Origin of the sequence: Kutzneria sp. NPDC051319, from assembly GCF_040682195.1 — a bacterium.
Taxonomy (GTDB): Bacteria; Actinomycetota; Actinomycetes; order Mycobacteriales; family Pseudonocardiaceae; genus Kutzneria.
Map to the genome: position 1 here is coordinate 134931 of NZ_JBFBAM010000003.1, position 22074 is coordinate 157004.

Sequence of the window (22074 nt, forward strand, 5' to 3'; positions counted from 1 at the left end):
CATGATCCCACTAAGCGGGACCGTCATATCGGGGACCGCGCCGATGTCCGGCACGTAGTCTGCTGCCGTGGTCGCAGACGGACACGCCGTGCGCAGGATGCTGGGTGATCCGGGCTTCCGGCGGCTGCTGTTCTGCCGGCTGTCCTCGCAGTGGGCCGACGGCCTGTTCCAGGCCGGGCTGGCCGGCGCGGTGCTGTTCAATCCCGAGCGCCAGGCCGATCCGCTGGCCATCGCCGGCGGCTTCGCGGTGATCCTCGTCCCGTACTCGGTGGTCGGCCCGTTCGCGGGCGCGCTGCTGGACCGGTGGGACCGGCGGCGGCTGCTGATCGTCGCGAACTTCCTTCGGGTGATTCTGGTGATGCTGTCGGCCGCGGCCGACGGTTTCGGGCTGAGCAACGGCCCGCTGTACGCCGCCGCGCTGCTGGTGATGGGCGCGAGCCGGTTCATCGGCGCGGGCCTTTCGGCGGCGCTGCCGCACGTGGTGGAGCCGAGGGACCTGGTCACCGGCAACTCGATGGTGGCGACGTTGGCCTCCGCGGCGGCGGCGATCGGCGGCGCGACGGCCTTCGGTCTGCGCAACGTGCTCGGCGCGGGCAACGTCGGATCCGCGCAGGTGACGGCCGTGGCGATCGTCGGCGCGCTGGTGTCGGCGCTGTTCGCGGCCCAGTTCGCGGCCGGCGTGCTCGGGCCGGACGAGGTCGACGAGTCGAACGTGGCGTTCATCGCGGTGGCCAAGGGCATGGTCGACGGCGGCCAGGCGGCGCTGCGCGTGCCGAGCGTGGCGGCGGGCTTCATCGCGCTGACCGCGCACCGCATCGCCTACGGCGCGTCCCTGCTGGTCATCGTGTTGCTGATGAAGTTCGCGCTGCACAGCAACGGCATGATGCGGGCCGGCGCGGGCGGGCTGACCGAGGCCGTGGCCGCCGGCGCCGCCGGTCTGGTCGTGGCCGGTTTCTTCACGCCGGGGCTGGTGCGCCGGTTCGGCCGGCCGGCCGTGGTGAGCGCCGGCCTGGTGGTGGCCTGCATCGGCCTGGTCGGGTTCGGCCTGCCGATGACCGTGCCGTCGCTGCTGGTGGCCACCTTCGTCGTGACGTTCTGTGGCCAGACGGTGAAGCTGAACGTGGACGCGGCCATCCAGCGCGACGTGGCCGACCAGTCCCGGGGCCGGGTGTTCGCGGTCTCCGACACGGTCTTCAACGCGGCGATGGTCGTCGGCGTCGCGGTGGTGGCCACCGTCGTGCCGCCCGACGGCCGGTCGCCGGGCGTGGTGATCGGCACCGCCGCGGTGTACCTGCTCGGGCTGGCCGGCTACCGGCTGGTGCTGCGGGCCCACCCCAACAGCCCCCGTTGACGTTTCACATGAAACATCAGTCCGGGACGTCGACGCCCTGCTCCCGGGCCCACGCGAACAGCGCGGCCACCGCCACGTCGTGGTCCAGCGGCCCGCGGTCGAGGCGGAGGTCCTTGAGGAACGTCCAGGCCTTGCCGACGATCGGCCCCGGCGGCACGTTCAGCAGCCGCATGATCTCGTTGCCGTCCAGGTCCGGCCGCACGCGGGCCAGGTCCTCGTCGGCCGCGATGCGGGCGATGCGCTCCTCGAGCTCGTCGTAGGTCCGCTGGAGGTGCTGCGCCTTGCGCTTGTTGCGCGTGGTGCAGTCGGCCCGCACCAGCTTGTGCAGGCGGGACAGCAGCGGCCCGGCGTCGGTGACGTAGCGGCGCACCGCGGAGTCGGTCCACTCGCCCTTGCCGTAGCCGTGGAAGCGCAGGTGCAGGAACACCAGCTGGGACACGTCGGTGACGATCTCCTTGCTGTACTTCAGCTCCCGCAACCGCTTGCGCACCATCTTCGCGCCGACCACCTCGTGGTGGTGGAAGCTGACGCCACCGCCCTCCTCGAACCGCCGCGTCGCCGGTTTGCCGATGTCGTGCAGCAGCGCGGCCAGCCGCAGGATCAGGTCCGGGCCGTCCTCCTCCTGGGCGATCGCCTGGTCCAGCACGACCAGCGAGTGCTGGTAGACGTCCTTGTGCTGGTGGTGCTCGTCGATCTCCAGCCGCATCTCCGGCAGCTCGGGCAGCACGTGGGTGGCCAGCCCGGTCTGCACCAGCAGCTCGATGCCCAGCTTCGGGTACGCGCCGCAGAGCAGCTTGGACACCTCGGTCTGCACCCGCTCCGCGGTGATGCGGGTGATCTGGTCGGCCATCGACGTCATGGCCTCGACCACGCGGGGCGCGGGCGTGAAGCCGAGCTGGCTGACGAAGCGGGCGGCCCGCAGCATGCGCAGCGGGTCGTCGGCGAAGGACTCCTGCGGGGTGGCCGGCGTGTCCAGCACCTTGGCCGCGAGCGCGTCCATGCCGCCGTACGGGTCGACAAAGCGCCTTTCGGCCAGCTCGACGGCCATCGCGTTCACGGTGAAGTCGCGGCGCAGCAGGTCGGCCTCGATGGAGTCGCCGAAGGTCACCTCGGGATTGCGGCTGACCCGGTCGTAGGCGTCGGCCCGGAAGGTGGTGACCTCCAGCTGGTGGCCGTCCTTGGCCAGGCCGACCGTGCCGTAGGCGATGCCGGTCTCCCAGACCGCGTCCGCCCAGGACCGAACGAGTGACAGCACCTGCTGCGGCCGGGCGTCGGTGGTGAAGTCCAGGTCATTGCCCATCCGGTCGAGCAACACGTCGCGCACCGGCCCGCCGACCAGGTACAGCCGGTGGCCCGCGGCCGCGAAGCGGGCGGCCAGCTCCTCGGCGACGGGGGCGACGCGCAGCAGTTCCACGACGGCATTCTCACGCACGGAGTCGGACAGGTCGGGGGAATTCGAACCGGGCACGACAAGGCAGCGTATCGGTAGCGCATGCCGGTGTCGGAGCGCGATCGCCCTGCAACGGCCAGCACACGGGACTGACCACTACCATCGCGTGCATGTCCCCGTCGACCGGTCGTTCCGGCGGAACCAAGCCGGGGCGCCGCAACCGGCGCCGGGGTCGTCGGCTGCGAACCGTCGACGAGACCTCGGCCGGTGGGCTGGTGCTCGACGAGGCGCACGGGGCCGCTGCGATCATTGGCCGGCTCGACCGGCGCGGTCGGCTGCTGTGGTCGCTGCCCAAGGGGCACATCGAGGCCGGTGAGACGTCCGAGCAGACCGCGATTCGCGAGGTCAGCGAGGAGACCGGCATCGAGAGCAAGGTCCTGCGCACCCTCGGCACGATCGACTACTGGTTCGTGGCCGAGGACCGCCGGGTGCACAAGACGGTCCACCACTTCCTGCTCGAAGCGGTGGGCGGAGAACTGTCAGACGAGGACGTGGAGGTCACCGAGGTGGCATGGGTGCCGCTGGGCGAGCTGGACGACTTGCTCGCCTACGCCGACGAGCGCCGCCTGGTGCGGCTGGCGCTCGACCTGCTCTCCGACGGGTCAGCCTCCAGCGAGCGTTCCGGGGCGGAGACAGCGTGAGCGAGCCTGCGAGCTCACCATTGAGCACAGGGAAATCTTTCCGGCGTTCGCCGAGCGCTAGCGAGGTGAACGCGTGAAAAAGCTGCTGGCCGCGGTCGCGGCCGCCGGCATCGCGACGCTGACTCTCGCCCCGTCGAATGCCACCGCTCAGGAGTCCGACCAGCAGAACCGCATCAGGATCGACATCAGCCAGGTCACACCCGAGCCCGTCACCTCGGGCCAGCCGGACGCGATCACGGTCAGCGGCAAGCTGACCAACGTCGGCGACCGCCGGGTGTCCAAGGCCGAGGTCCGCCTGGAGCGGGGCGACCGGCTGGACGAGAACGGGCTGCGCACGGCCCTGTCCAAGCCCCAGACCGGCGTCAAGTTCAGCAACTTCCAGCCGGCCGCGCCGTCGCTGGCCCCCGGCCAGTCGGCCACCTTCACCGTCAACGTCACGCTGCACGCCCCCAGCGCGAACAGCCTGGAGATCGACGCCCCCGGCGTCTACCCGCTGATGGTCAACGTCAACGGCGTGCCGGACTTCGGTGGGCTGGCCAAGGTCGGCCAGGCCACCACCGTGCTGCCGGTGCTGTCGCTGCCCGGCGGCGAGGGCCTGGCCAAGCCGCAGACTCCGGCCAAGGTCAGCGTGCTGTGGCCGCTGTCCGACCGGCCGCACCTGGTCAACGCCGCCACCGACGGCAGTGCCGTGCTCACCGACGACGACCTGGCCGGCGAGCTGGCCGCGGGTGGTCGGCTGGACGGCCTGCTCGGCGCGTACGAGCAGGCGTCGTTCGGGCTGACCCAGGCCATCTGCCTGGCCATCGACCCCGACCTGGTGACCACCGTGCAGGCCATGGCCGCCGGCTATCACGTGCAGGCGCCGGGCGGACAGGTCGCCGGCAAGGGGCAGGCCGCCGCGCACGCCTGGCTGGACCGCCTCAAGCAGGACGTGCCGGGCCGCTGCGTGTTCGCCCTGCCCGGGGCCGATGCCGACCTGAACGCCCTGGCCCGCGCCGGCGGCACCCCGCTCGTGCAGTACGCGCTGGCCGGCACTGTGCTGCGTCAGGCGCTGGGTGTCGCCCCGCTGACCGGCATGACCTGGCCGATCGACGGCCAGCTGGATCCGAAGACGCTGGCCGCGTTCACCGACAACTCGCAGCAGACGCTGGACAGCGACCTGCTCAAGAGCGCCAAGGTGAGCAGCGTCCTGCTGTCGTCGGCCACCGTGCCCGGCTCGGACCCGACGCAGCTGGGCGACAAGGGCCCGCGCGTGATCCGCATCGACGACCTGGTCACGGCCGCGCTGGCCAACGGCCCGGCGGCGGCGCTGTCCGCGCTTCAGCTGCACACGGGATCGGCGTCGCCGATCGTGATCGCCCCGCCGCACCAGTGGACCGCCTCCAAGGCCGACGCGCAGTCCCTCCTCGATGGCGTCCAGACGATGGTCGACCAGCAGTACCTGTCGGCCGCCGGGCTGGCGTCGCTGGCCTCGGGCCCGACGCCGAGCGCGAAGGTCGCCCCCGGCTACTCCGCGCAGGGCGCTGAGCTGTCCGAGGTCGCCGCCCGCGACGTGGCCGAGACGACCGCCCACGCGTGGGACGTCTATGACTCGCTCCAGCAGGACCCGACCCGCCCCGACACGCCCGAGCAGGTGATGTCGCCCACGTTCGACGCGCTGCTGAGGGCCGCCTCGGGCGCCTGGCGCGGCAATGACGCCGGCGCGGCCGCCGCCGCATCGGTGTCGGCCGGGCTGTTGGCCGGCATCGAGGGCCAGGTCGGCGTCGTGCAGCCGCGCAGCCCCATCACGCTGGCCTCCGAGGACAGCCCGCTGCCGGTGCGTATGGTCAACAACCTGCCGGTGCGGGTGAAGGTCAGCGTGAAGTTCCAGTCGCTGAGCGGGGTCACCGCCCCGCCCTCGTTCCAGTGGATCTCCGCCGGCCTGCCCCGCGACGTGCTGATCAACTCCACCGTGTCCCGCAGTGGCCGCTTCACCGCGACGGTCTCGCTGAGCACCACCTCCGGCCGGACCGCGCTGGGCGGCCCGGCCCGCATCGAGCTGACGTCCACCGCGTTCGGCACGGTCAACCTGGTGATCACCGGTATCGCCGCCGCGGCGCTGTTCGGCCTGTCCGGACGGCGCATCTACCGCCGGATCGCCGCGTCCCGCAAGCGCAAGGAGCAGCCGGAGGCCCCCGCCGAGGCCACCGAGCCGGTGCACGCTCCCGTCCCCGAGAAGCTGACCGCCGGCGTGCCCGGCGACGAAAGGTCGAGCGAGAGTTGAGCGAGCCGGCGACCATCGTCATCAGAGCGGCGGATCTCCAGGGAGAGGAGACCCCGTCACTGGCCAAGGCGAGCGGTTCGATGGCCGTCGCCACGCTGATCAGCCGGGTCACCGGTTTCGGCTGGCGGCTGGCCCTGACCGTGCTGCTGGGCATCACCGCCACCCAGGACGCCTACAACGCGGCCAACAACTTCCCGAACATGATCTACGAGCTCTTCGTCGGCAACGTGCTGACCAGCGTGATGATCCCGGTGCTGATCAAGGCCAGGCACGACGACGAGGACAAGGGCGTCGCGTACACCCAGCGCCTGGTCACCATGGGCACCGTCATGCTGCTGGCCGTCACGGTGCTGGCGGTGGCCTGCGCGCCGCTGTTGACCCAGGTGTTCGTGGACAGCTCGTCCGGCCAGTCCCGGCCCGAGGTGGTCACCGCCTTCGGCTACCTGGTGCTGCCGGAGATCCTGTTCTACGGGATCAGCGCCCTGTTCAGCGCCATCCTCAACGCGCAGAACATCTTCAAGGCGCCGGCCTGGGCCCCGGTGGCCAACAACGTGATCATGTTCGGCACGCTGGCCGCCTACGTGATCCTGCCGGGCGACCGCGACCTGAACCCGTTCCACTTCACCGACGCCAAGTTCCTGGTGCTGGGCATCGGCAGCTCGCTGGGCGTGGCCGCGCAGGCCGTCGTGCTGGTGCCGGCGCTGCTGCGCAGCGGCTTCAAGCTGCGCTGGCGGTGGGGCTGGGACAAGCGGATCACCCAGTTCGGCGGCCTGATGGGCTGGGCCTTCGGCTATGTGCTGGTCAGCCAGGTCACGGTGTGGGCGACCACCCGGGTGGCCACCGGCGCGGCCGGCGGCGGCCTGTCGATCTACCTCCAGTCGTGGAACCTGCTCCAGGTGCCCTACGGCGTGCTGGGCGTGTCCCTGCTCACCGCGATCATGCCGAAGATGAGCCAGGCCGCCGCCGAGGGTGACGTGCCCGGCGTGCTGGACTACCTGTCGCAGGGCAGCCGGCTGACCGCCGTGATGCTGGTCCCGATCAGCGCGCTGATGACCGTGCTCGGGCCGGCCATGGGCGTGGCGCTGTTCTCGATCAAGTCCTCGGAGTCGACGGGCGCGTTCGAGCTGGGTTTAGGCGTGACGGCGTCGGCCTTCCTGCTGCTGCCCTACGCCGTCACACTGCTTCAGCTGCGGGTGTTCTACGCGTTCAACGACTCGCGCACGCCGACCGTGCTGCGCCTGTTCATGGTGATCTTCCAGGTCCCGCTGACCTTCGCCTGCCCGTTCGTGCTCCCCGCCCAGGACGTGGTCTACGGCATCGCCTGTGTCAACGGCCTCACCTACACCGTCGGCATGGTGCTGGGGGAGCTGTGGCTGCGCCGCCGGTTCGGCAAGCTCGGCAGCCGCCGCGTGGTGAAGACCTACGTCAAGACCGGCGTCAGCTCGGTGTGGGGCGCCGCGGCGGCACTCGCCGTGGCCCTGGTGGTTACCCGATACATTCCCGGGGGTATCCACCGCGCGGGTGGCGCTTGGTTGACCGTCGTCGGCGGCGGTCTGCTGGGCCTCGCCTGCGCTTTCGGCATGATGACCTTGCTCAGGGTGCACGAACTTCAGCCGGCGTTGAGCCGAATCACCCGATTCGTGCGACGGACCTGAGGGTTCACCCAGGGCCCGACCGACCGGTTTCACGTACCCTCGACCCCGAGCGGGACGGGAGAAGCACGCGGTGAGCACCTGGCCGACCGAGATGGCCCCGCCCGGCAGAGAAGCTGCCGGGCCGCCCAGCCATGCCCTCCTGCCGGGCGGCATGGTCGGCGACGGCCGCTACCGGCTGCTCCACTACTCCGGCACGGACGCCCGCTGCAACGCGCAGCTGTGGCGGGCCCGCGACGGGCAACTGGGCCGGGATGTCGCACTGACCGTGTTGCTCGGCAATCAAGCTGACGCACGCGCGGCCGCGAGGGTTCGACGGACCGTCGAGCGGGCCATGCACGCCGCCAGCTACGCCCACCCCGGCGTGTCCCGGATCCTGGACGTGCTCAGCCCCGGCAACGGCATCACGCCGCGGGAGCAGATCCTCGGCATCATCGTCGCCGAGTGGACCAACGGCACCGACCTGATCGACCTCATCGCCGACGGGCCGCTGCCCGCCGCCACCGCGTCCCGCCTGCTGGAGCCGCTGGCCGCCGGCGTCGAGGGCGCGCACCACGCCGGCCTCGTGCTGGGCACCGAGCACCCGCAGCGGATCCGCGTGACCCCCGAGGGCCAGCTCCGGCTGGCCTTCCCCGGGCCGCGGGCCGAGGCGACGTCCCGTGACGACGTGAAGGGCCTCGGCGCGATCCTCTACCTGCTGCTGACCGGCCGCTGGGCGCTGCCCGGCGGGCCGGAGGGGCTGCCGGTCGCGCCGCTCGGCCCCAACGGCAGCGTTGTCGCCCCGCGCAGCCTGCACCCGATGGTCCCGCACTCGCTGTCCACGGTGGCCGTGCGCAGCCTGGAGGACACCAGCGTCGGCGGCATCCGCACCGGCGCCGCGATCCTCCAGGTGCTCGACGAGATCGCTGAGGCCGAGGCCGAGACGGGGCTCATCCCGGTCGTCGCCGACGAGCCCGAGGACGACGTCGTCTGGACGACGCAGCGCCCGGTCAAGGACAAGAAGCGGACCCGCAAGCTGGCCATCGGCGTCACCGCGCTGGCCGTGGCCACGCTGCTGGTGCTGGGCTGGGTCGCCATGCAGGTCGTCGGCTTCTTCAACGAGAACAACACCAAGGGCGACGGCGGCCCGCCGCTGGTCATCAGCCAGGTCGTGCCGACCAGCGAGAACAAGCAGTCCATCAACAACGCCCCCACGCCCACCTCGGGCCCGGTGAAGCCGGCCGGCGTGAGCGTGTTCAACGTGGCCAGCGACCCCGACAGCCCGACCAAGGGCGCGCTGGCCATCGACGGCGACCCCAACACGTCGTGGCGCACGGACAAGTACCTGAACAACTTCCCGGCCCTCAAGCCGGGCATCGGCCTGATGGCCACCTTCAGCCAGCCGGTCAAGCTGGCCCAGGTCGTCATCACCTCGCCCAGCGCCAACACCAAGGTCGAGATCCGCACCGCGTCCAGCGCCCAGCCGCAGCTCCAGCAGACGCTGGTCGTCGGCAGCGGCACGCTGACCGCGGGGGAGACCACGATCCCGGTGAAGATGGCCTCGCCCAGCGACCGCGTCATCGTGTGGATCACCACGATGAGCCCCAGCGGCAAGCTCTGGGCCTCGCAGCTGTCGGAAGTGAAGTTCATCGGCGCGCGGTGATCACCCGTTCGGCCGCGTCAAAGGGCCTGAACGCAGGACCGATATCCTCACCGGGTGACCGCAGCCGCCAGCTCGGACGCCGACCTGATAGCGGCTCATGCCGCCGGCGATCCGCACGCTTTCGGGGAGCTGGTCAGGCGACATCGGGATCGGATGTGGGCGGTGGCCGTTCGCACCCTGCGCGATCCGGACGAGGCGGCTGACGCACTCCAGGAGGCCTTCATCTCGGCGTTTCGCGCCGCCGGGTCGTTCCGTGCCGAATCGCAGGTGACGACCTGGCTGCACCGCATCGTGGTCAACGCCTGCCTCGACCGGATCCGCCGCCGCAAGCCGACCGTGCCGCTGCCGGAGGCCGGCGGGCAGGAGCCCAGCGTCCCCCGCGACGCCGTGTCGGAGCTGCAGACCCGGATGGTCGTCCAGGAGGCGTTGCACGAGCTGCCCGCCGAGCAGCGCGTGCCCATCGTCATGGTCGACGTCGAGGGATACTCCGTGGCGGAGACCGCCAAGATGCTGGGTATCGCCGAGGGCACGGTGAAAAGCCGCTGCGCACGGGGCCGGACGAAGCTGGCGAAACTTCTCGGGCACCTGCGGAACCCAAGTGCAGATGCGAACGTCCCAGGTAGTGCACCGGGTTCGCATCCGCAACGCCACTGGGAGGGCCGATGAACGGGGATTCGCCCCACGGTGGGCAGCCGTGGTCCGTTGACCTGCTCGCCGACCTGCACGCCGACGGTGGCGACCGGTCCGGTCTCGACGCCGATGCCCTCGCGGTGCTGGCCGCGCTCGACGCCACCCAGGCCGAGCTGGCCTCGCTGCCGCCGATGCGCATGCCCGACGACGTCGCCGCCCGTCTGGACGCCGCGCTGGCGGCCGAGGCCGCCGCCCGCAGCGACGCCACGCCCCCGCACGGCATTCCGCTGGCCGCCGTGCCGCCCCCTGTTCCCTTGCGACCGGCCGCCGGCCCCATGACGCCGCGGCAGCCGATCGCGCCCGTGGTCAACCTGGCCGACGCCCGTCGCCGCCGCAACCGTTTGCTGGGCATCGCCGGCGGGGTGGTCACCGCCGCCGCGGTGGCCATCGGCATCGTGGTGGTCACCGTGCCCGGCGGCGGCACCGCCGGCACGCCGCAGGCCATCCCCAACACCAGCATCCAGACCGACCCGCACAACGGGCCGCTGGCCTTGCACAGCACCGACCTGCCCGGCGCCGGCGTCAAGGCGCTCGGGGCCCAGGACTACGGGCCGTTCGCCGACGCCGACAGGCTCAGCGCCTGCCTGACCGCCAACGGTCTGGACGGCGCGGCCAAGCCGTTGTTCGGCCGGCAGGCCACGGTCGACGGCAAGCCGGCCGAGATGCTGCTGCTGCCGACCGGCAAGGCCGCCCGCTACCAGCTGCTGGTCGTCGGCACGGACTGCGCCGCCGGCAAGCCCTCGACGCTCGCCAACTCGACCATCGGCGGCTGACCAGGAAGTGACGGCCGGCCTGGTGCCGGCCGTCACTCTCCGGTGTGGAATGCCGGGCACCTACCATCGCGTTCTAGGGATTGTCTGGCGAGCGCGATACGGAGGTCGTGTCAGTGGCGGCGGAATCAGAAGTGCGGGACCTGATCATTGTCGGGTCCGGCCCCGCGGGCTACACCGCGGCGGTCTACGCGGCCAGGGCCCAGTTGGCGCCCCTGGTGTTCGAGGGGACCCAGTTCGGCGGCGCCCTGATGACCACGACCGAGGTGGAGAACTACCCCGGCTTCCGTGACGGCATCATGGGTCCCGACCTCATGGAGCAGATGCGGGCGCAGGCCGAACGCTTCGGAGCCGAGCTGCGCACCGAGGACGTGGAGCAGGTCGAGCTGACCGGCGACATCAAGTACGTCACGGCCAACGGCGTGCGCCACGCGGCCCGCGCGGTGGTGCTCGCGATGGGCGCGGCCGCTCGCTACCTGAACATTCCGGGCGAGCAGAAGCTGCTGGGCCGTGGTGTGTCGGCCTGTGCGACCTGTGACGGCTTCTTCTTCCGCGACCAGGACATCGCAGTCGTCGGCGGCGGCGACTCGGCGATGGAGGAGGCCACCTTCCTCACCCGCTTCGCCCGCAGCGTGACGGTCATCCACCGGCGCGAGGAGTTCCGCTCCTCCCGGATCATGCTTGAGCGCGCCCGGGCCAACGAGAAGATCAAGTGGCAGCTGAACACCGAGGTTCTCGAGGTGCTCGGCGACACCACCGTCACCGGCGTGAAGGTCCGCGACACGCAGACCGGCGTCGAGTCGGAGCTGCCCGTCACCGGCCTGTTCATGGCCATCGGGCACGACCCGCGCAGCGCGCTGGTCGCCGATCAGCTTGACCTGGACGAGGCCGGCTACGTGCAGGTCCAGGCGCCGTCCACCTACACCAAGCTCGACGGCGTCTTCGCGGCCGGCGACCTGGTCGACCACACCTACCGGCAGGCCATCACCGCCTCCGGCTCGGGTTGCGCGGCGGCCATCGACGCTGAACGCTGGCTGGCCGAGCACGCCGACGCCGCAGCCGAGCCCGAGGCGACCGCCGTCCCCGTCAACTGACATCCCCCTTCGACCCCGTAGGAGATCACCATGGCCGGCAACACCGTCATCGTCACGGACAAGTCCTTCGACGCCGACGTCATCAAGAGCGACAAGCCGGTGCTCGTCGACTTCTGGGCGACGTGGTGCGGCCCGTGCAAGATGGTCGCGCCGGTGCTCGAGGAGATCGCGGGCGAGCACGCCGACAAGCTGACCGTGGCCAAGCTGGACATCGACGCCAACCCGGAGATCGCCCGCAAGTACCAGATCATGTCGGTGCCGACCATGATGCTGTTCCAGGGCGGCGAGCCCGTGAAGCAGATCGTGGGCGCCAAGCCGAAGGCCGCGATGCTGGCGGAGCTGTCGTCCGTGCTGTGACACGCCGAGAGGCAACCCTTTCGAGTGGCCCGTGCGTCTTACTCTCTGACGCACGGGCCACCGCTCGTCTGGGCCGTTCGGACCAGCTCCGTAATGGGCCGAACGCTCTGAGTAGCCCCGTTCTGAGCATTGTCACGGACAGGGCACAATGAAGCGTCACACACCGCGCCGGAGGTATCCGGCGCCCTAGACGAGCGAGGGTGTATGCAGGTTCTCCGTCGCGGTGACGTCGGTCCGGCTGTTGCCGAGATCAGGTCGACTCTCATCGCGCTGGGGCTGCTGTCCGGGAACCCGCAGGACGGCGAGGTCGTCTTCGACGCCGAGGTCGAGCACGCCGTGCGTGCCTTCCAACAGCAGCGGGGCCTGATCACCGACGGCCTGGTCGGCCCGGCCACCTACGCGTCCCTGCGCGCCGCCACCTACCAGCTCGGCGACCGACCCCTGACCTACCTGGTCTCGCACCCGATGACCGGCGACGACGTGGCCGCCCTGCAGGAACGCCTGCTGGAGCTGGGCTTCGACGCCGGCCGTCACACCGGCATGTTCGATCAGCAGACCGAGCTGGCGCTGCGCAACTTCCAGCGCGAGTACGGCCTGACCACGGACGGCATCTGCGGCGCGGAGACGGTTCGCGCGCTGCGCCAGCTGACGCCCAAGGTCCGCGGCGGCCGTCCGGTGCTGCTGCGTGAGCAGGAGCGGGTCCGCAAGGCCGGCCCGCGGCTGCGGGGCAAGCGCATCGTGATCGACCCGGGCCACGGCGGCCGGGATCGCGGCGTGGTCGTCGGCACGCACAGCGAGGCCGACCTGGTGTGGGACCTGGCCCGCCGGCTGGAGGGCCGCATGCAGGCCACCGGCATGGAGGCGCTGCTGTCCCGCGGGCCCGACCAGTGCCCGCCGGAGCGGGAGCGGGCCCGATTCGCCAACGAGGCCGGCGCCGACCTGATCCTGTCGATGCACGTCGACGCCAACGCCTCGCCGCAGGCCAGCGGCGTCTCGACGTTCCACTACGGCACCGGCAACGGCACCACCACGTCCACCGTCGGCGAGACGCTGGCCGGCTTCATCCAGCGCGAGCTGGTGGCCCGGACCGGGCTGCCCGACTGCCGCACGCACGGCCGGACCTGGGACATCCTGATCGGCACCCGCTGCCCGGCGGTGCGGGTCGAGGTCGGCTACCTGACCAACGAGTCGGACCGCTCGAAGCTGGCCGACCCGGCCTTCCGGGACACCGTGGCCGAGGGCATCCTGGTCGCCGTGAAGCGCCTCTACCTGCTGGGCGAGAACGACCAGCCGACCGGCACCTTCACGTTCGCGGACCTGATCCGGCACGAGCTGGCCAAGGCCGAATAGCCGAGATATCGACAAATCGCCCCGTGCTGCCGGCACGGGGCGTTTTTCATGCCGGGCGCAGGCTCGGCTCGGCGCTGCCGACGCCGGTGATCGTCACGGTGCCGAGCAGCCGCTCCAGCGCCGCCTCCACGTCTTCCTTCCACGACAGCGCCGTGCGCAGCTCCAGGCGCAGCCGGGGCCAGCGCGGGTGCGGGCGGACCGTCTTGAAGCCGACGGACAGCAGGAAGTTGGACGGGATGACGCAGCCGGCCTCGTCGTCGATGGACGCGTCGCTGAAGGCCTCGATCGCCTTCACGCCGCGGCGGGTGAGGTCCTTGGCCACCGCCTGCACCAGCACCCGGCCCAGGCCGCCCCGCTCGAACTCGGGCAGCACCCGCAGCGCGGTCAGCAGCACGGCGTCGGCCGACACCGGGGCGGTGGGGAAGGCGACGGCCCTGGGCACCGCGCTGGGCGGGGCGTAGAGGGCGTAGCCGGCCGGCACGTTGTCCACGTAGATGATCCGACCGCAGGAGCCCCACTCCAGCAGGACGCTGGAGACCCAGGCCTCCTTCTCGAAGTCGGTCTGGCCGTACTCCTCGGCCTGCTCCTTGAGGTGCGGGGCGAGCTCCCAGAACACGCACTTCCGGCACCGCTTGGGGAGGTGCTCCAGGTTGTCCAGAGTGACGCCCACAACGCGCCGCGACACCCGACCTCCCACGCGCAGACTCGACCGCCCGCGTGACCCCACGGGACCGAACCAGCATAGGCCGGTGTGACGAGCGTCGGAAGGACTCAGCCCCGATCGGGACGCCCGTTACACTCGTCTGATCTACCACGCCTCACAAGTTGAGGGAGGCAGGCGTGAGCGACACCGGATCTCAGCCGGCGCACCAGGCCGGACGCAGCCTCGACCCGCACCTCGGCCGCTACGCGGCGCGCACGGCGGGCATGACGGCATCTGAGATTCGAGCGCTCTTCGCGGTGGCGAGCCGCCCCGAGGTTGTCTCCCTGGCCGGCGGCATGCCCTATCTTTCCGCACTTCCGCTGGAGTCGCTGGCCGCCGATGTCGGCCAGATGATCGCCGCCGACGGCCTGGTCGCGCTCCAGTACGGCTCCGCGCAGGGCACCGTCGAGCTGCGCGAGCAGATCTGCGACGTGATGGCGCTCGAAGGCATCTCCGCGCACCCCGACGACGTGGTGGTCACCGTCGGCTCCCAGATGGGGCTGGACATGGTCACCCGGGTGTTCTGCGACCCGGGTGACGTCGTGTTGGCCGAGGCCCCGTCTTACGTCGGCGCGCTGGGCACCTTCTCCGCCTACCAGGCCCAGGTCGTGCACGTCGAGATGGACGACGCCGGCCTGGTGCCCGAGGCGCTGCGCCAGGCCCTGGCCGCGGTCAAGGCCGGCGGCCGGCGGGTGAAGTTCCTCTACACGATCCCCAACTTCCAGAACCCGGCCGGCGTCACGCTGTCCGTGCAGCGGCGGGCCGAGGTCCTGGAGATCTGCGCCCAGCACGACGTGCTCGTGGTCGAGGACAACCCGTACGGGCTGCTCGGCTTCGACGGCCAGACCTACCCCGCGCTGCGCTCCGCCGACCCGACCAACGTCGTCTACCTCGGCTCGTTCTCCAAGACCTTCGCCCCCGGCCTGCGGGTCGGCTGGGTGCTGGCGCCGCACGCCGTGCGGGAGAAGCTGGTCCTGGCCGCCGAGTCGGCGACCCTGTGCCCGCCCGCGTTCACCCAGGCCGTGGTGAGCCGGTACCTGTCGCAGCACGACTGGAAGGGCCAGATCAAGACCTACCGGGAGGCCTACCGCGAGCGGCGGGACGCCACCCTGGCCGCGATGGAGCAGCAGCTGCCCGCCGGGTGCACGTGGACCAAGCCCCAGGGCGGTTTCTACGTGTGGCTGACCGTGCCGGAGGGTCTGGACACCAAGGCCATGCTGCCGCGGGCCGTCACGCAGCGCGTGGCCTACGTTCCCGGCACCGCGTTCTACGCCGACAGCTTCGGCAGCCGGCAGATGCGCCTGTCGTACTGCTATCCCACTCCCGAGCGGATCCGCGAGGGCGTTCGGCGGCTCGCCGCCGTGCTGGAGGGGGAGCTGGAGCTGCTACACACCTTCGGCACCGTGCAGCACCGCCGCCTGTCCGGCGCGCAGACGCCGACTCCGGACACCGCCTGACCGTCATCTACGGTGGCTCCCATGTCGGATCGCTGGGTGGCCGTGCTGTCGGGTGGGTTGTCGCACGAACGGGACGTGTCGTTGCGCTCGGGTCGCCGGTTGTCGGCCGCCCTTCGCTCGGTCGGGTTGACCGTCGAGGAGTGGGATGCCGACGCCGGCCTCCTGGAGCGCCTGCGCAGCAACCGCCCCGACGCCGTTGTCGTCGCCCTGCACGGCGGTGAGGGCGAGAACGGCTCGATCCAGTCCATCCTGGAGATGTTCGGCGTGCCCTACGTCGGCACCGACTCCCGGGCCTGCCGTCGGGCGTGGGACAAGCCCACTGCCAAAGCTGAGCTCGCCCGTGTCGGCCTCACCACGCCCGGCTGGGTCGTGCTGCCGCACAGCACCTTCCGTGAGCTCGGCGCCCAGGCTGTGTTGGATGCCCTCGTCGACCGCGTCGGCCTGCCCTTGATCCTCAAGCCCGATCAGGGCGGCTCCGCCCTCGGCACCCAGGTCGTCCGTGAGGCCTCCGAGCTCCCCGCCGCGATGGTCGGCTGCCTGGCCTACGGCGACACCGTTCTGGCCGAGCAATTCGTCGAGGGCATCGAGGTCGCCGTCGGAGTCCTGGACGGCACCGACGGGCCGGAGGCTCTGCCCGCCGTCGAGATCAGCCCCACCACCGGCACCTACGACTACACCGCCCGCTACACCGCCGGCCTCACGGAGTTCCACACCCCCGCTCGCCTCACCCCCGCCGCCACCGCCGAGGTAGGCGAGCTCGCCGTAGCCGCCCACCGTCTGCTCGGCCTTCGCGACGTCTCCCGCACCACCGCCATCGTCGCCCCCGACGGCACCGTCAACTTCCTTCAGGTCAACGTCTCCCCGGGCCTCACCGAGACGTCGCTCCTCCCGATGGCCATCGAGGCCGCCGGCCGCTCCCTGGGCGACACCTTCGCATCCCTGATCGAACGCGCCGTCACCCGCGGCCCCCGCTGACCCACGCCTCGGCCGTCGCCGGCCGGATTCACGTGAAACATCGGTCCGGCGGCGACCGCCGTCGCCCCGAAGGGCGGCTCCGCCCGGCGTGCTCCCCATCGGCCGCCGGGCGCCTCTCCCACTTCGATTTAGCCCATCGTCACCGTGACGTAAGTCGTCAAGGTGAGGGGATCTCCCCGATTCGTGTCTGATTTGTCGCATCCGGCGCGATGAGACCGACGATGCGCTCGAGGTCGTCGACCGAGCCGAACTCGACGACGATGCGGCCCTTGCGGCGACCGAGCTCGACCTTCACGCGGGTGTCGAACGAGTCCGACAGGCGATTGGCAAGGTCCTGGAGACCGGGGGCGTGGATCGGTTTGCGGGGAGCGGGCTTCGGCTTGGCCGGTGCCTCGTTCTTGGCCAGCGTCACCATTTCCTCGGTGGCCCGGACGGAGAGCCCCTCGGCGACGATCCGCGCGGCCAGGTCCTCCTGGGAGCCGGAATCCTCGAGACCGAGCAACGCCCGGGCGTGGCCGGCGGAGAGCACCCCGGCGGCGACGCGACGCTGGACCGGCAGCGGCAGCTTGAGCAACCGGATGGTGTTGGTGATGACCGGCCGGCTGCGGCCGATGCGGGAGGCCAGCTCCTCGTGCGTCACCTCGAACTCGTCCAGCAGCTGCTGATAGGCCGCCGCCTCTTCCAACGGGTTCAGCTGCGCCCGGTGGATGTTCTCCAGCAGGGCGTCGCGCAGCATGGCGTCGTCGGCGGTCTGGCGCACGATCGCCGGGATGACGTCCAGGCCGGCCCGCTGGGAGGCGCGCCAGCGGCGCTCGCCCATGACCAACTCGTAGGCGCCGCGGCCCAGCTCCCGCACGACGATCGGCTGCATGAGGCCGAACTCGCGGATGGAGTGCTCCAGCTCGGCGAGAGCATCCTCGTCGAACACCTGCCGGGGCTGCTTCGGGTTGGGCTTGATCTCGGTGATCGGCACCTCGCGGTACACCGCGCCGGCCACCGTGTTGCCCCCGACGACCGCCGGGGGAGCGTCGTCCGGGACGCTGCTCAGCTTCACGCCCGAGCCGTTGCTCTCGCCCGGCGGCGGCCCCTGGGGGATGAGCGCCGCTAGACCGCGGCCCAGACCACCCTTACGTTCCGGCGGGGTCATGCGCTCTCCATCTCCGTGCCGCGGTCGGCGATCTCCCGAGCGGCGTCCAGGTAACTCATCGCACCGCGCGAGCCGGGGTCATAGGCGAGCACCGTCTGGCCGTAGCCGGGTGCCTCCGAGACCTTCACGCTGCGGGGGATGACGGTCTGCAGGCACGTGTCGCCGAAGTGGCCACGCACCTCGCTGGTCACCTGGTCGGCCAGCTTGGTCCGGCCGTCGTACATGGTGAGCAGGATGGTGGAGACGTCCAGGGCCGGGTTGAGGTGGTTCTTGACGAGGTCGATGTTGCGGAGCAGCTGGCCGAGTCCCTCCAGCGCGTAGTACTCGCACTGGATGGGGATCAGCACCTCCTTGGCCGCCACGAGCGCGTTGACCGTGAGCAGACCGAGCGAGGGCGGGCAGTCGATGAAGACGTAGTCGATGCCGAGCGCGTCGAGCGCCTCGTCGGACAGCGCCTCCTTGAGCCGCGACTCCCGGGCGACCATGGAGACGAGCTCGATCTCCGCGCCGGCGAGGTCGATGGTGGCCGGCACGCAGTAGAGGTTGGGGGACTGCTCGCTGACCGCCGCCGCGTCGGCGATGGAGATCTCGCCGATCAGCACCTCGTAGACCGAGGGGGTGCCGGACCGGTGCTCGATGGCCAGGGCGGTGCTGGCATTGCCCTGCGGGTCGAGGTCGATCACGAGCGTCTTCAGTCCGTGCAGGGCGAGAGCGGCGGCCAGGTTGACCGTGCTGGTTGTCTTGCCGACGCCGCCCTTCTGGTTGGCCACGGTCATGATGCGACGGTGGGTCGGTCGGGGGAGCTTCAACGAATCCGGGTGCAGCACCTTGGCGGCGCGCTGAGCCTCGGCTTCGATCGGAGTCCAGGTCGCGCCTTCGCCGGCCATGACCGACTCGCTCATTGCTGGATTCATCGGGCGTAGTACCTCTCCGGCTCCGACGGGCCCGTCGTGTGCCTGTGCGTGTCTCGGTGTTTCACGTGGAACATGCGGTGCTCCGATCTGGGGATCCGAGTACACGCTCACCCATCCTTCCGTCTCCGACGCCCGCCGTCACGACGCCCGGCCTGTTCGTCTCGTTCCACTACGACGACGGTCGTCGGCACCTCGAGCACCTCGGCGCCGCAGGTGGCCACCCACTGCCGGGAGCCGCCCGCCTTCGCCACCGCTGCCGCGTCGCGTTCCAGTTCCTCGGCCGCGCTGGCCCCCTTGAGGGCCAGCAGCTGCCCGCCGGACCGAAGGAGCGGCAGGCACCACCGCGCCAGCTTCTCCAACGGGGCGACCGCGCGGGCGGTGACGATGTCGCTGCCACCGAGCCGCCGTCGCACCTCGGGCTCCTCCGCCCGGCCACGCACCACCTCGACGTCGAGGCCGAGGGTGTCCACGACTTCCTGGAGCCAGGCGACGCGGCGAGCCATCGGTTCCAACAGCGTCAGGCGGATGTCCGGTCGCACGATCGCCAACGGGATGCCGGGAAGTCCCGCCCCCGACCCTACGTCCACCGCCCGACAGTTCTGGGGAATCAACTCGCCGAGTACGGCCGAGTTGAACAGATGGCGATCCCAGAGCCGGTCGACCTCGCGCGGCCCGATCAGTCCACGCTCTACTCCATGGTCGGCCAAGAGCGCGGCGAACTTGATGGCCCCCGATGCCCTGTCGCCGAACACCCGCTCCACGACGTCTGTCGGCGGCTCCCACGCCTCGCTCATACGCTCCCCATCAGTCCGCACGTTTCACGTGAAACCGTGTCGGACCCATCTTCCCCGACGACCCCGTTTCACGTGAAACACGGCGACCAACGAACACCTCGCGTCGCCGTGCGGCAGAGGCCCCCGCGCGCGGCGCACAAAAAAGCGCGGCCCGTTTCACGTGAAACGGGCCGCGCTGGGGGAGCGGTGGGTCACTGCTCCTTGAAGACCACCACTCGACGCTGGGGCTCCTCGCCCTCGCTCTCGCTGTAGGTGCCCTTCACGGCGGCGACCGCGTCGTGCACCACCTTGCGCTCGAACGGGGTCATCGGCTGGAGCCGCACCTTTTCGCCGGTCGACAGCACCTTCTCGGCCGCCGACTTGCCGAGCTCGCGGAGCTCGCTCCGACGACCCTCGCGCCACCCGGCGATGTCCAACATGAGCCGGCTGCGCACGCCGGTCTCCTGCTGCACAGCGAGCCGGGTCAGCTCCTGCAGCGCCTCCAACACGGTGCCGCGCGGGCCGACGAGCTTCTCCAACTCCTCGCCACCGTCGATGCTCACGATCGCGCGGCCGGCCTCCACGTCCAGGTCGATGTCGCCGTCGTAGTCGAGCACGTCCAGCAGCTGCTCCAGGTAGTCACCGGCGATGTCGCCCTCCTGGACGAGCAGATCCTCGCCGTTGGCCGGCGACCGCTCCTCGGTCGCCTCCTGGTCAGCTTCGGCCGCCTGCAACGTCTCCGACACGTTGTCTCCTCTCCAGAACAGCGAGGCGTCAGCGACGCTTCCGGCTCTGCTTCTTGCGGGCTTGGTTCGGCGCCAGGCCGGGCACCTTGGTCGAGGGCTCGTCGCTCGTGACGGCGCTGCCGTTGGCCGGCGCGCTCGATCCGTTCGACTTCGACTCGGTCTGCTCCGCCGCGGTGTCGACGGCATCGGCCGCGTCGGTGGTGTCCGCCGCGTCCGCCGCACCGCCGGGCTTCGCCGCCTTGCGCACCTGCTGCATCGGCTTCTGCCCGGGCTTGGGCGCGAGGTTGTTGCGCTGCTCGACCTTCTTGGCCTTCGCCTCGGCTTCGTCCCGGTCGATCCGGTGGTACACGAAGTACTGCTGGCCGAGCGTCCAGGCGTTGTTGCTCAGCCAGTAGAAGAGCAGACCGATCTGCAGGAAGGCGCCGAAGGCCAGCACACCGAGCGGGAACAAGTACAGGGTCAGCTTGTTCATCATCGCGGTCTGCGGGTTGCCGGTCACCGCGGCGGTCTGCCGGGCCACGTTGTGCCGGGCGGTCAGGTGCGTCGCGATGCTGGCCACGATCATCAGCGGGATCGACACCAGGATGACGTCGAGGCGACCGACGTGCGGCACGAACGCGTTCAGCTCGTTGTCCGCCATCGCGATGTACGACGACAGCGGGGCGCCGAACAGGCGGGCCTGGAGGAACGACTGGACGTCCTCGGTCGGCAGCCAGTAGTTCGGGATCTTGATGTTCTGGTCGTAGGACAGCCCGGGTCGGTTGAACGACCGCAGCACGTGGTTGAGGCCGATGAAGACAGGCGCCTGGAGCAGGATCGGCAGACAGCCGGCGAGCGGGTTCACGCCGTGCTCGGACTGGAGCTTCTGCATCTCCGCCGCGAGCTTCTGCTTGTCGTTCTTGTACTTGGCCTGAAGCTTCTTGATCTCGGGCTGGAACTCGGCCATCTTGCGCATGGACTTGACCTGCGCGACGAACGGCTTGAACAGGATCACTCGCAGGGTGAACACGAGGAACACCACCGAGAGCGCCCAGCTGGCCGCGCCGCCGAAGGCCCCGTCACCGAAGATGGAGCCGAAGACCTTGTGCCATACCCACAAGATCCCCGACACGGGGTAATAGATGAAGTTGAGCACTGAGCTACTCCTCGGCAGCGGTGTTGGAACTGGCGCCGGTCCGCGGCTGCCGTGGCGGCACGGGGTCCAAGCCTCCAGGATGCCAGGGCCCGCAGCGCAGCAGCCGACGAACGGTCAGCCAGCTGCCACGCACCGCACCATGAACGGTCAGCGCCTCCACCGCATATGCACTGCAACTCGGGTAGAAGCGACAGCTCGGGGGGAACAGAGGGGAGATCCACCTCTGGTATCCCCGTATCGGGGCCACCAGAACTTTCGCGGCGACGGTCATGAGGAACCACCAACCAGTCCGAGGCGGCGCAGCGCGGCGTCCAGGTCGCGACCGAGCTCGGCACTGGTCGCGGCCGCGGCGGGCGCCAGCGCCCGGACCACGACCGCCGTGCCGGCCGGCAGCTGACCGAGCCGCTCCGCCATCTGGTGACGCAACCGCCGGCTGACCCGGTGGCGCATCACCGAGTTGCCGACGGCCTTGCTCACGACGAAGCCCACCCTGGTCCGAGCGAGCTCGGTCCGGGTGGGCGACGTCGGGGCTGAGGTGTCCGCCGGGCTCGTCAGGGCGTGCATGACGAGCCGGGGTCTGCCGGCTCGGCGACCCCGGCGGACGACCAGGCCGAAGTCGTGGCTACTGGTCAGCCGGGCGGCCGCGGGGAGCACGGCGCGTCAGGGTCAGGCGGAGAGGCGGGCGCGGCCCTTGCCCCGGCGAGCGGCCAGGATCGCGCGGCCCGCGCGAGTACGCATCCGCAGCCGGAACCCATGGGTCTTGGCGCGACGACGGTTGTTGGGCTGGAAGGTGCGCTTACCCTTGCTCACTTCTGGGTCTCCCGGTGCTCACTGCAAGCAGGTCTGGTGGTGTCCCCAGCCGCACTCACACGGTCACCGCACTACGCGGCCCTACCGGACGAGATGTCGTGGGCGCCGGATCATGTTCCGGCGCTCATTGGCACAGGCGCGCGAAGACGCCCGC

General features: G+C 70.7%; 22 protein-coding genes. 12 read left to right on the forward strand and 10 right to left on the reverse strand.

Annotation, left to right across the window (positions count from 1 at the left end):
• The first annotated feature begins 67 nt into the window (after nucleotides 1-67).
• Nucleotides 68-1351, forward strand: a complete 1284-nt coding sequence (locus AB0M73_RS04135; protein ID WP_363886583.1) for an MFS transporter — start codon at nucleotides 68-70, stop codon at nucleotides 1349-1351.
• Nucleotides 1352-1367: 16 nt separating this feature from the next.
• On the opposite strand, the gene AB0M73_RS04140 is transcribed toward AB0M73_RS04135, so the two are convergent.
• Entirely contained in the window at nucleotides 1368-2795 is a 1428-nt protein-coding gene (locus AB0M73_RS04140) for a CCA tRNA nucleotidyltransferase (RefSeq protein ID WP_363886891.1), read from the reverse strand.
• Between the two features lie 116 nt (nucleotides 2796-2911).
• On the opposite strand from AB0M73_RS04140, the gene AB0M73_RS04145 reads away from it, so the two are divergent.
• The 9 genes from AB0M73_RS04145 to AB0M73_RS04185 all read left to right on the forward strand — a co-directional run bounded on the left by AB0M73_RS04145 (nucleotide 2912) and on the right by AB0M73_RS04185 (nucleotide 13260).
• On the forward strand, nucleotides 2912-3442 hold the full coding sequence (locus AB0M73_RS04145; RefSeq protein WP_363886585.1) for an NUDIX hydrolase: 531 nt from the start codon (nucleotides 2912-2914) through the stop codon (nucleotides 3440-3442).
• 73 nt (nucleotides 3443-3515) lie between these two features.
• Complete coding sequence (locus AB0M73_RS04150; RefSeq protein WP_363886587.1) at nucleotides 3516-5705, forward strand: DUF6049 family protein; 2190 nt, start codon at nucleotides 3516-3518, stop codon at nucleotides 5703-5705.
• On the forward strand, nucleotides 5702-7360 hold the full coding sequence (murJ, locus tag AB0M73_RS04155) for a murein biosynthesis integral membrane protein MurJ (RefSeq protein ID WP_363886589.1): 1659 nt from the start codon (nucleotides 5702-5704) through the stop codon (nucleotides 7358-7360). Before AB0M73_RS04150 ends, murJ begins: the two co-directional genes overlap by 4 nt.
• 70 nt (nucleotides 7361-7430) lie before the next feature.
• The gene (locus tag AB0M73_RS04160; protein ID WP_363886591.1) at nucleotides 7431-8999 is read left to right on the forward strand and encodes a protein kinase family protein; all 1569 of its coding nucleotides are present in this window, start codon (nucleotides 7431-7433) and stop codon (nucleotides 8997-8999) included.
• A 54-nt stretch (nucleotides 9000-9053) separates the two neighbouring features.
• Nucleotides 9054-9665 carry an RNA polymerase sigma factor SigM gene (sigM, locus tag AB0M73_RS04165; RefSeq protein ID WP_043720519.1) on the forward strand — a complete coding sequence of 204 codons (612 nt, stop codon included), beginning with the start codon at nucleotides 9054-9056 and terminating at the stop codon, nucleotides 9663-9665.
• Nucleotides 9662-10462 carry a hypothetical protein gene (locus AB0M73_RS04170; RefSeq protein WP_363886593.1) on the forward strand — a complete coding sequence of 267 codons (801 nt, stop codon included), beginning with the start codon at nucleotides 9662-9664 and terminating at the stop codon, nucleotides 10460-10462. The genes sigM and AB0M73_RS04170 overlap by 4 nt, the downstream gene beginning before the upstream one ends.
• A 113-nt stretch (nucleotides 10463-10575) precedes the next feature.
• Entirely contained in the window at nucleotides 10576-11553 is a 978-nt protein-coding gene (gene trxB, locus AB0M73_RS04175; RefSeq protein WP_363886595.1) for a thioredoxin-disulfide reductase, read from the forward strand.
• Between the two features lie 30 nt (nucleotides 11554-11583).
• Nucleotides 11584-11910, forward strand: a complete 327-nt coding sequence (trxA, locus tag AB0M73_RS04180) for a thioredoxin (RefSeq protein WP_043720510.1) — start codon at nucleotides 11584-11586, stop codon at nucleotides 11908-11910.
• A gap of 204 nt (nucleotides 11911-12114) precedes the next feature.
• Entirely contained in the window at nucleotides 12115-13260 is a 1146-nt protein-coding gene (locus tag AB0M73_RS04185) for an N-acetylmuramoyl-L-alanine amidase (RefSeq protein WP_363886597.1), read from the forward strand.
• Between the two features lie 46 nt (nucleotides 13261-13306).
• Here the strand turns inward: AB0M73_RS04185 and AB0M73_RS04190 are convergent, their stop codons facing one another.
• The gene (locus AB0M73_RS04190) at nucleotides 13307-13945 is read right to left on the reverse strand and encodes a GNAT family N-acetyltransferase (protein WP_363886599.1); all 639 of its coding nucleotides are present in this window, start codon (nucleotides 13943-13945) and stop codon (nucleotides 13307-13309) included.
• 155 nt (nucleotides 13946-14100) lie between these two features.
• Here AB0M73_RS04190 and AB0M73_RS04195 point away from each other — a divergent pair, with 155 nt between their 5' ends.
• Nucleotides 14101-15420, forward strand: coding sequence for a PLP-dependent aminotransferase family protein (locus AB0M73_RS04195; RefSeq protein ID WP_043720503.1), 1320 nt, complete (start codon nucleotides 14101-14103; stop codon nucleotides 15418-15420).
• Between the two features lie 21 nt (nucleotides 15421-15441).
• Entirely contained in the window at nucleotides 15442-16395 is a 954-nt protein-coding gene (locus tag AB0M73_RS04200; RefSeq protein WP_043720501.1) for a D-alanine--D-alanine ligase, read from the forward strand.
• A 157-nt stretch (nucleotides 16396-16552) separates the two neighbouring features.
• Here the strand turns inward: AB0M73_RS04200 and AB0M73_RS04205 are convergent, their stop codons facing one another.
• The 8 genes from AB0M73_RS04205 to rpmH form a co-directional block, all read right to left on the reverse strand.
• Nucleotides 16553-17542 (reverse strand): ParB/RepB/Spo0J family partition protein, encoded by a 990-nt coding sequence (locus AB0M73_RS04205; protein ID WP_363886601.1) that lies wholly within the window; start codon nucleotides 17540-17542, stop codon nucleotides 16553-16555.
• Nucleotides 17539-18456 carry a ParA family protein gene (locus AB0M73_RS04210; RefSeq protein ID WP_043720496.1) on the reverse strand — a complete coding sequence of 306 codons (918 nt, stop codon included), beginning with the start codon at nucleotides 18454-18456 and terminating at the stop codon, nucleotides 17539-17541. The genes AB0M73_RS04205 and AB0M73_RS04210 overlap by 4 nt, the downstream gene beginning before the upstream one ends.
• Before the next feature lie 107 nt (nucleotides 18457-18563).
• Complete coding sequence (gene rsmG / locus AB0M73_RS04215) at nucleotides 18564-19250, reverse strand: 16S rRNA (guanine(527)-N(7))-methyltransferase RsmG (RefSeq protein WP_363886605.1); 687 nt, start codon at nucleotides 19248-19250, stop codon at nucleotides 18564-18566.
• A gap of 191 nt (nucleotides 19251-19441) precedes the next feature.
• On the reverse strand, nucleotides 19442-19975 hold the full coding sequence (locus AB0M73_RS04220; protein ID WP_043720493.1) for a R3H domain-containing nucleic acid-binding protein: 534 nt from the start codon (nucleotides 19973-19975) through the stop codon (nucleotides 19442-19444).
• 28 nt (nucleotides 19976-20003) lie between these two features.
• Nucleotides 20004-21110, reverse strand: a complete 1107-nt coding sequence (gene yidC / locus AB0M73_RS04225; RefSeq protein WP_363886609.1) for a membrane protein insertase YidC — start codon at nucleotides 21108-21110, stop codon at nucleotides 20004-20006.
• Between the two features lie 4 nt (nucleotides 21111-21114).
• Nucleotides 21115-21381, reverse strand: coding sequence for a membrane protein insertion efficiency factor YidD (gene yidD / locus AB0M73_RS04230; RefSeq protein ID WP_084579817.1), 267 nt, complete (start codon nucleotides 21379-21381; stop codon nucleotides 21115-21117).
• On the reverse strand, nucleotides 21378-21764 hold the full coding sequence (rnpA, locus tag AB0M73_RS04235) for a ribonuclease P protein component (protein ID WP_363886611.1): 387 nt from the start codon (nucleotides 21762-21764) through the stop codon (nucleotides 21378-21380). Before rnpA ends, yidD begins: the two co-directional genes overlap by 4 nt.
• Nucleotides 21765-21776: 12 nt before the next feature.
• Nucleotides 21777-21920 carry a 50S ribosomal protein L34 gene (gene rpmH / locus AB0M73_RS04240; RefSeq protein WP_084579815.1) on the reverse strand — a complete coding sequence of 48 codons (144 nt, stop codon included), beginning with the start codon at nucleotides 21918-21920 and terminating at the stop codon, nucleotides 21777-21779.
• Nucleotides 21921-22074 lie beyond the last annotated feature (154 nt).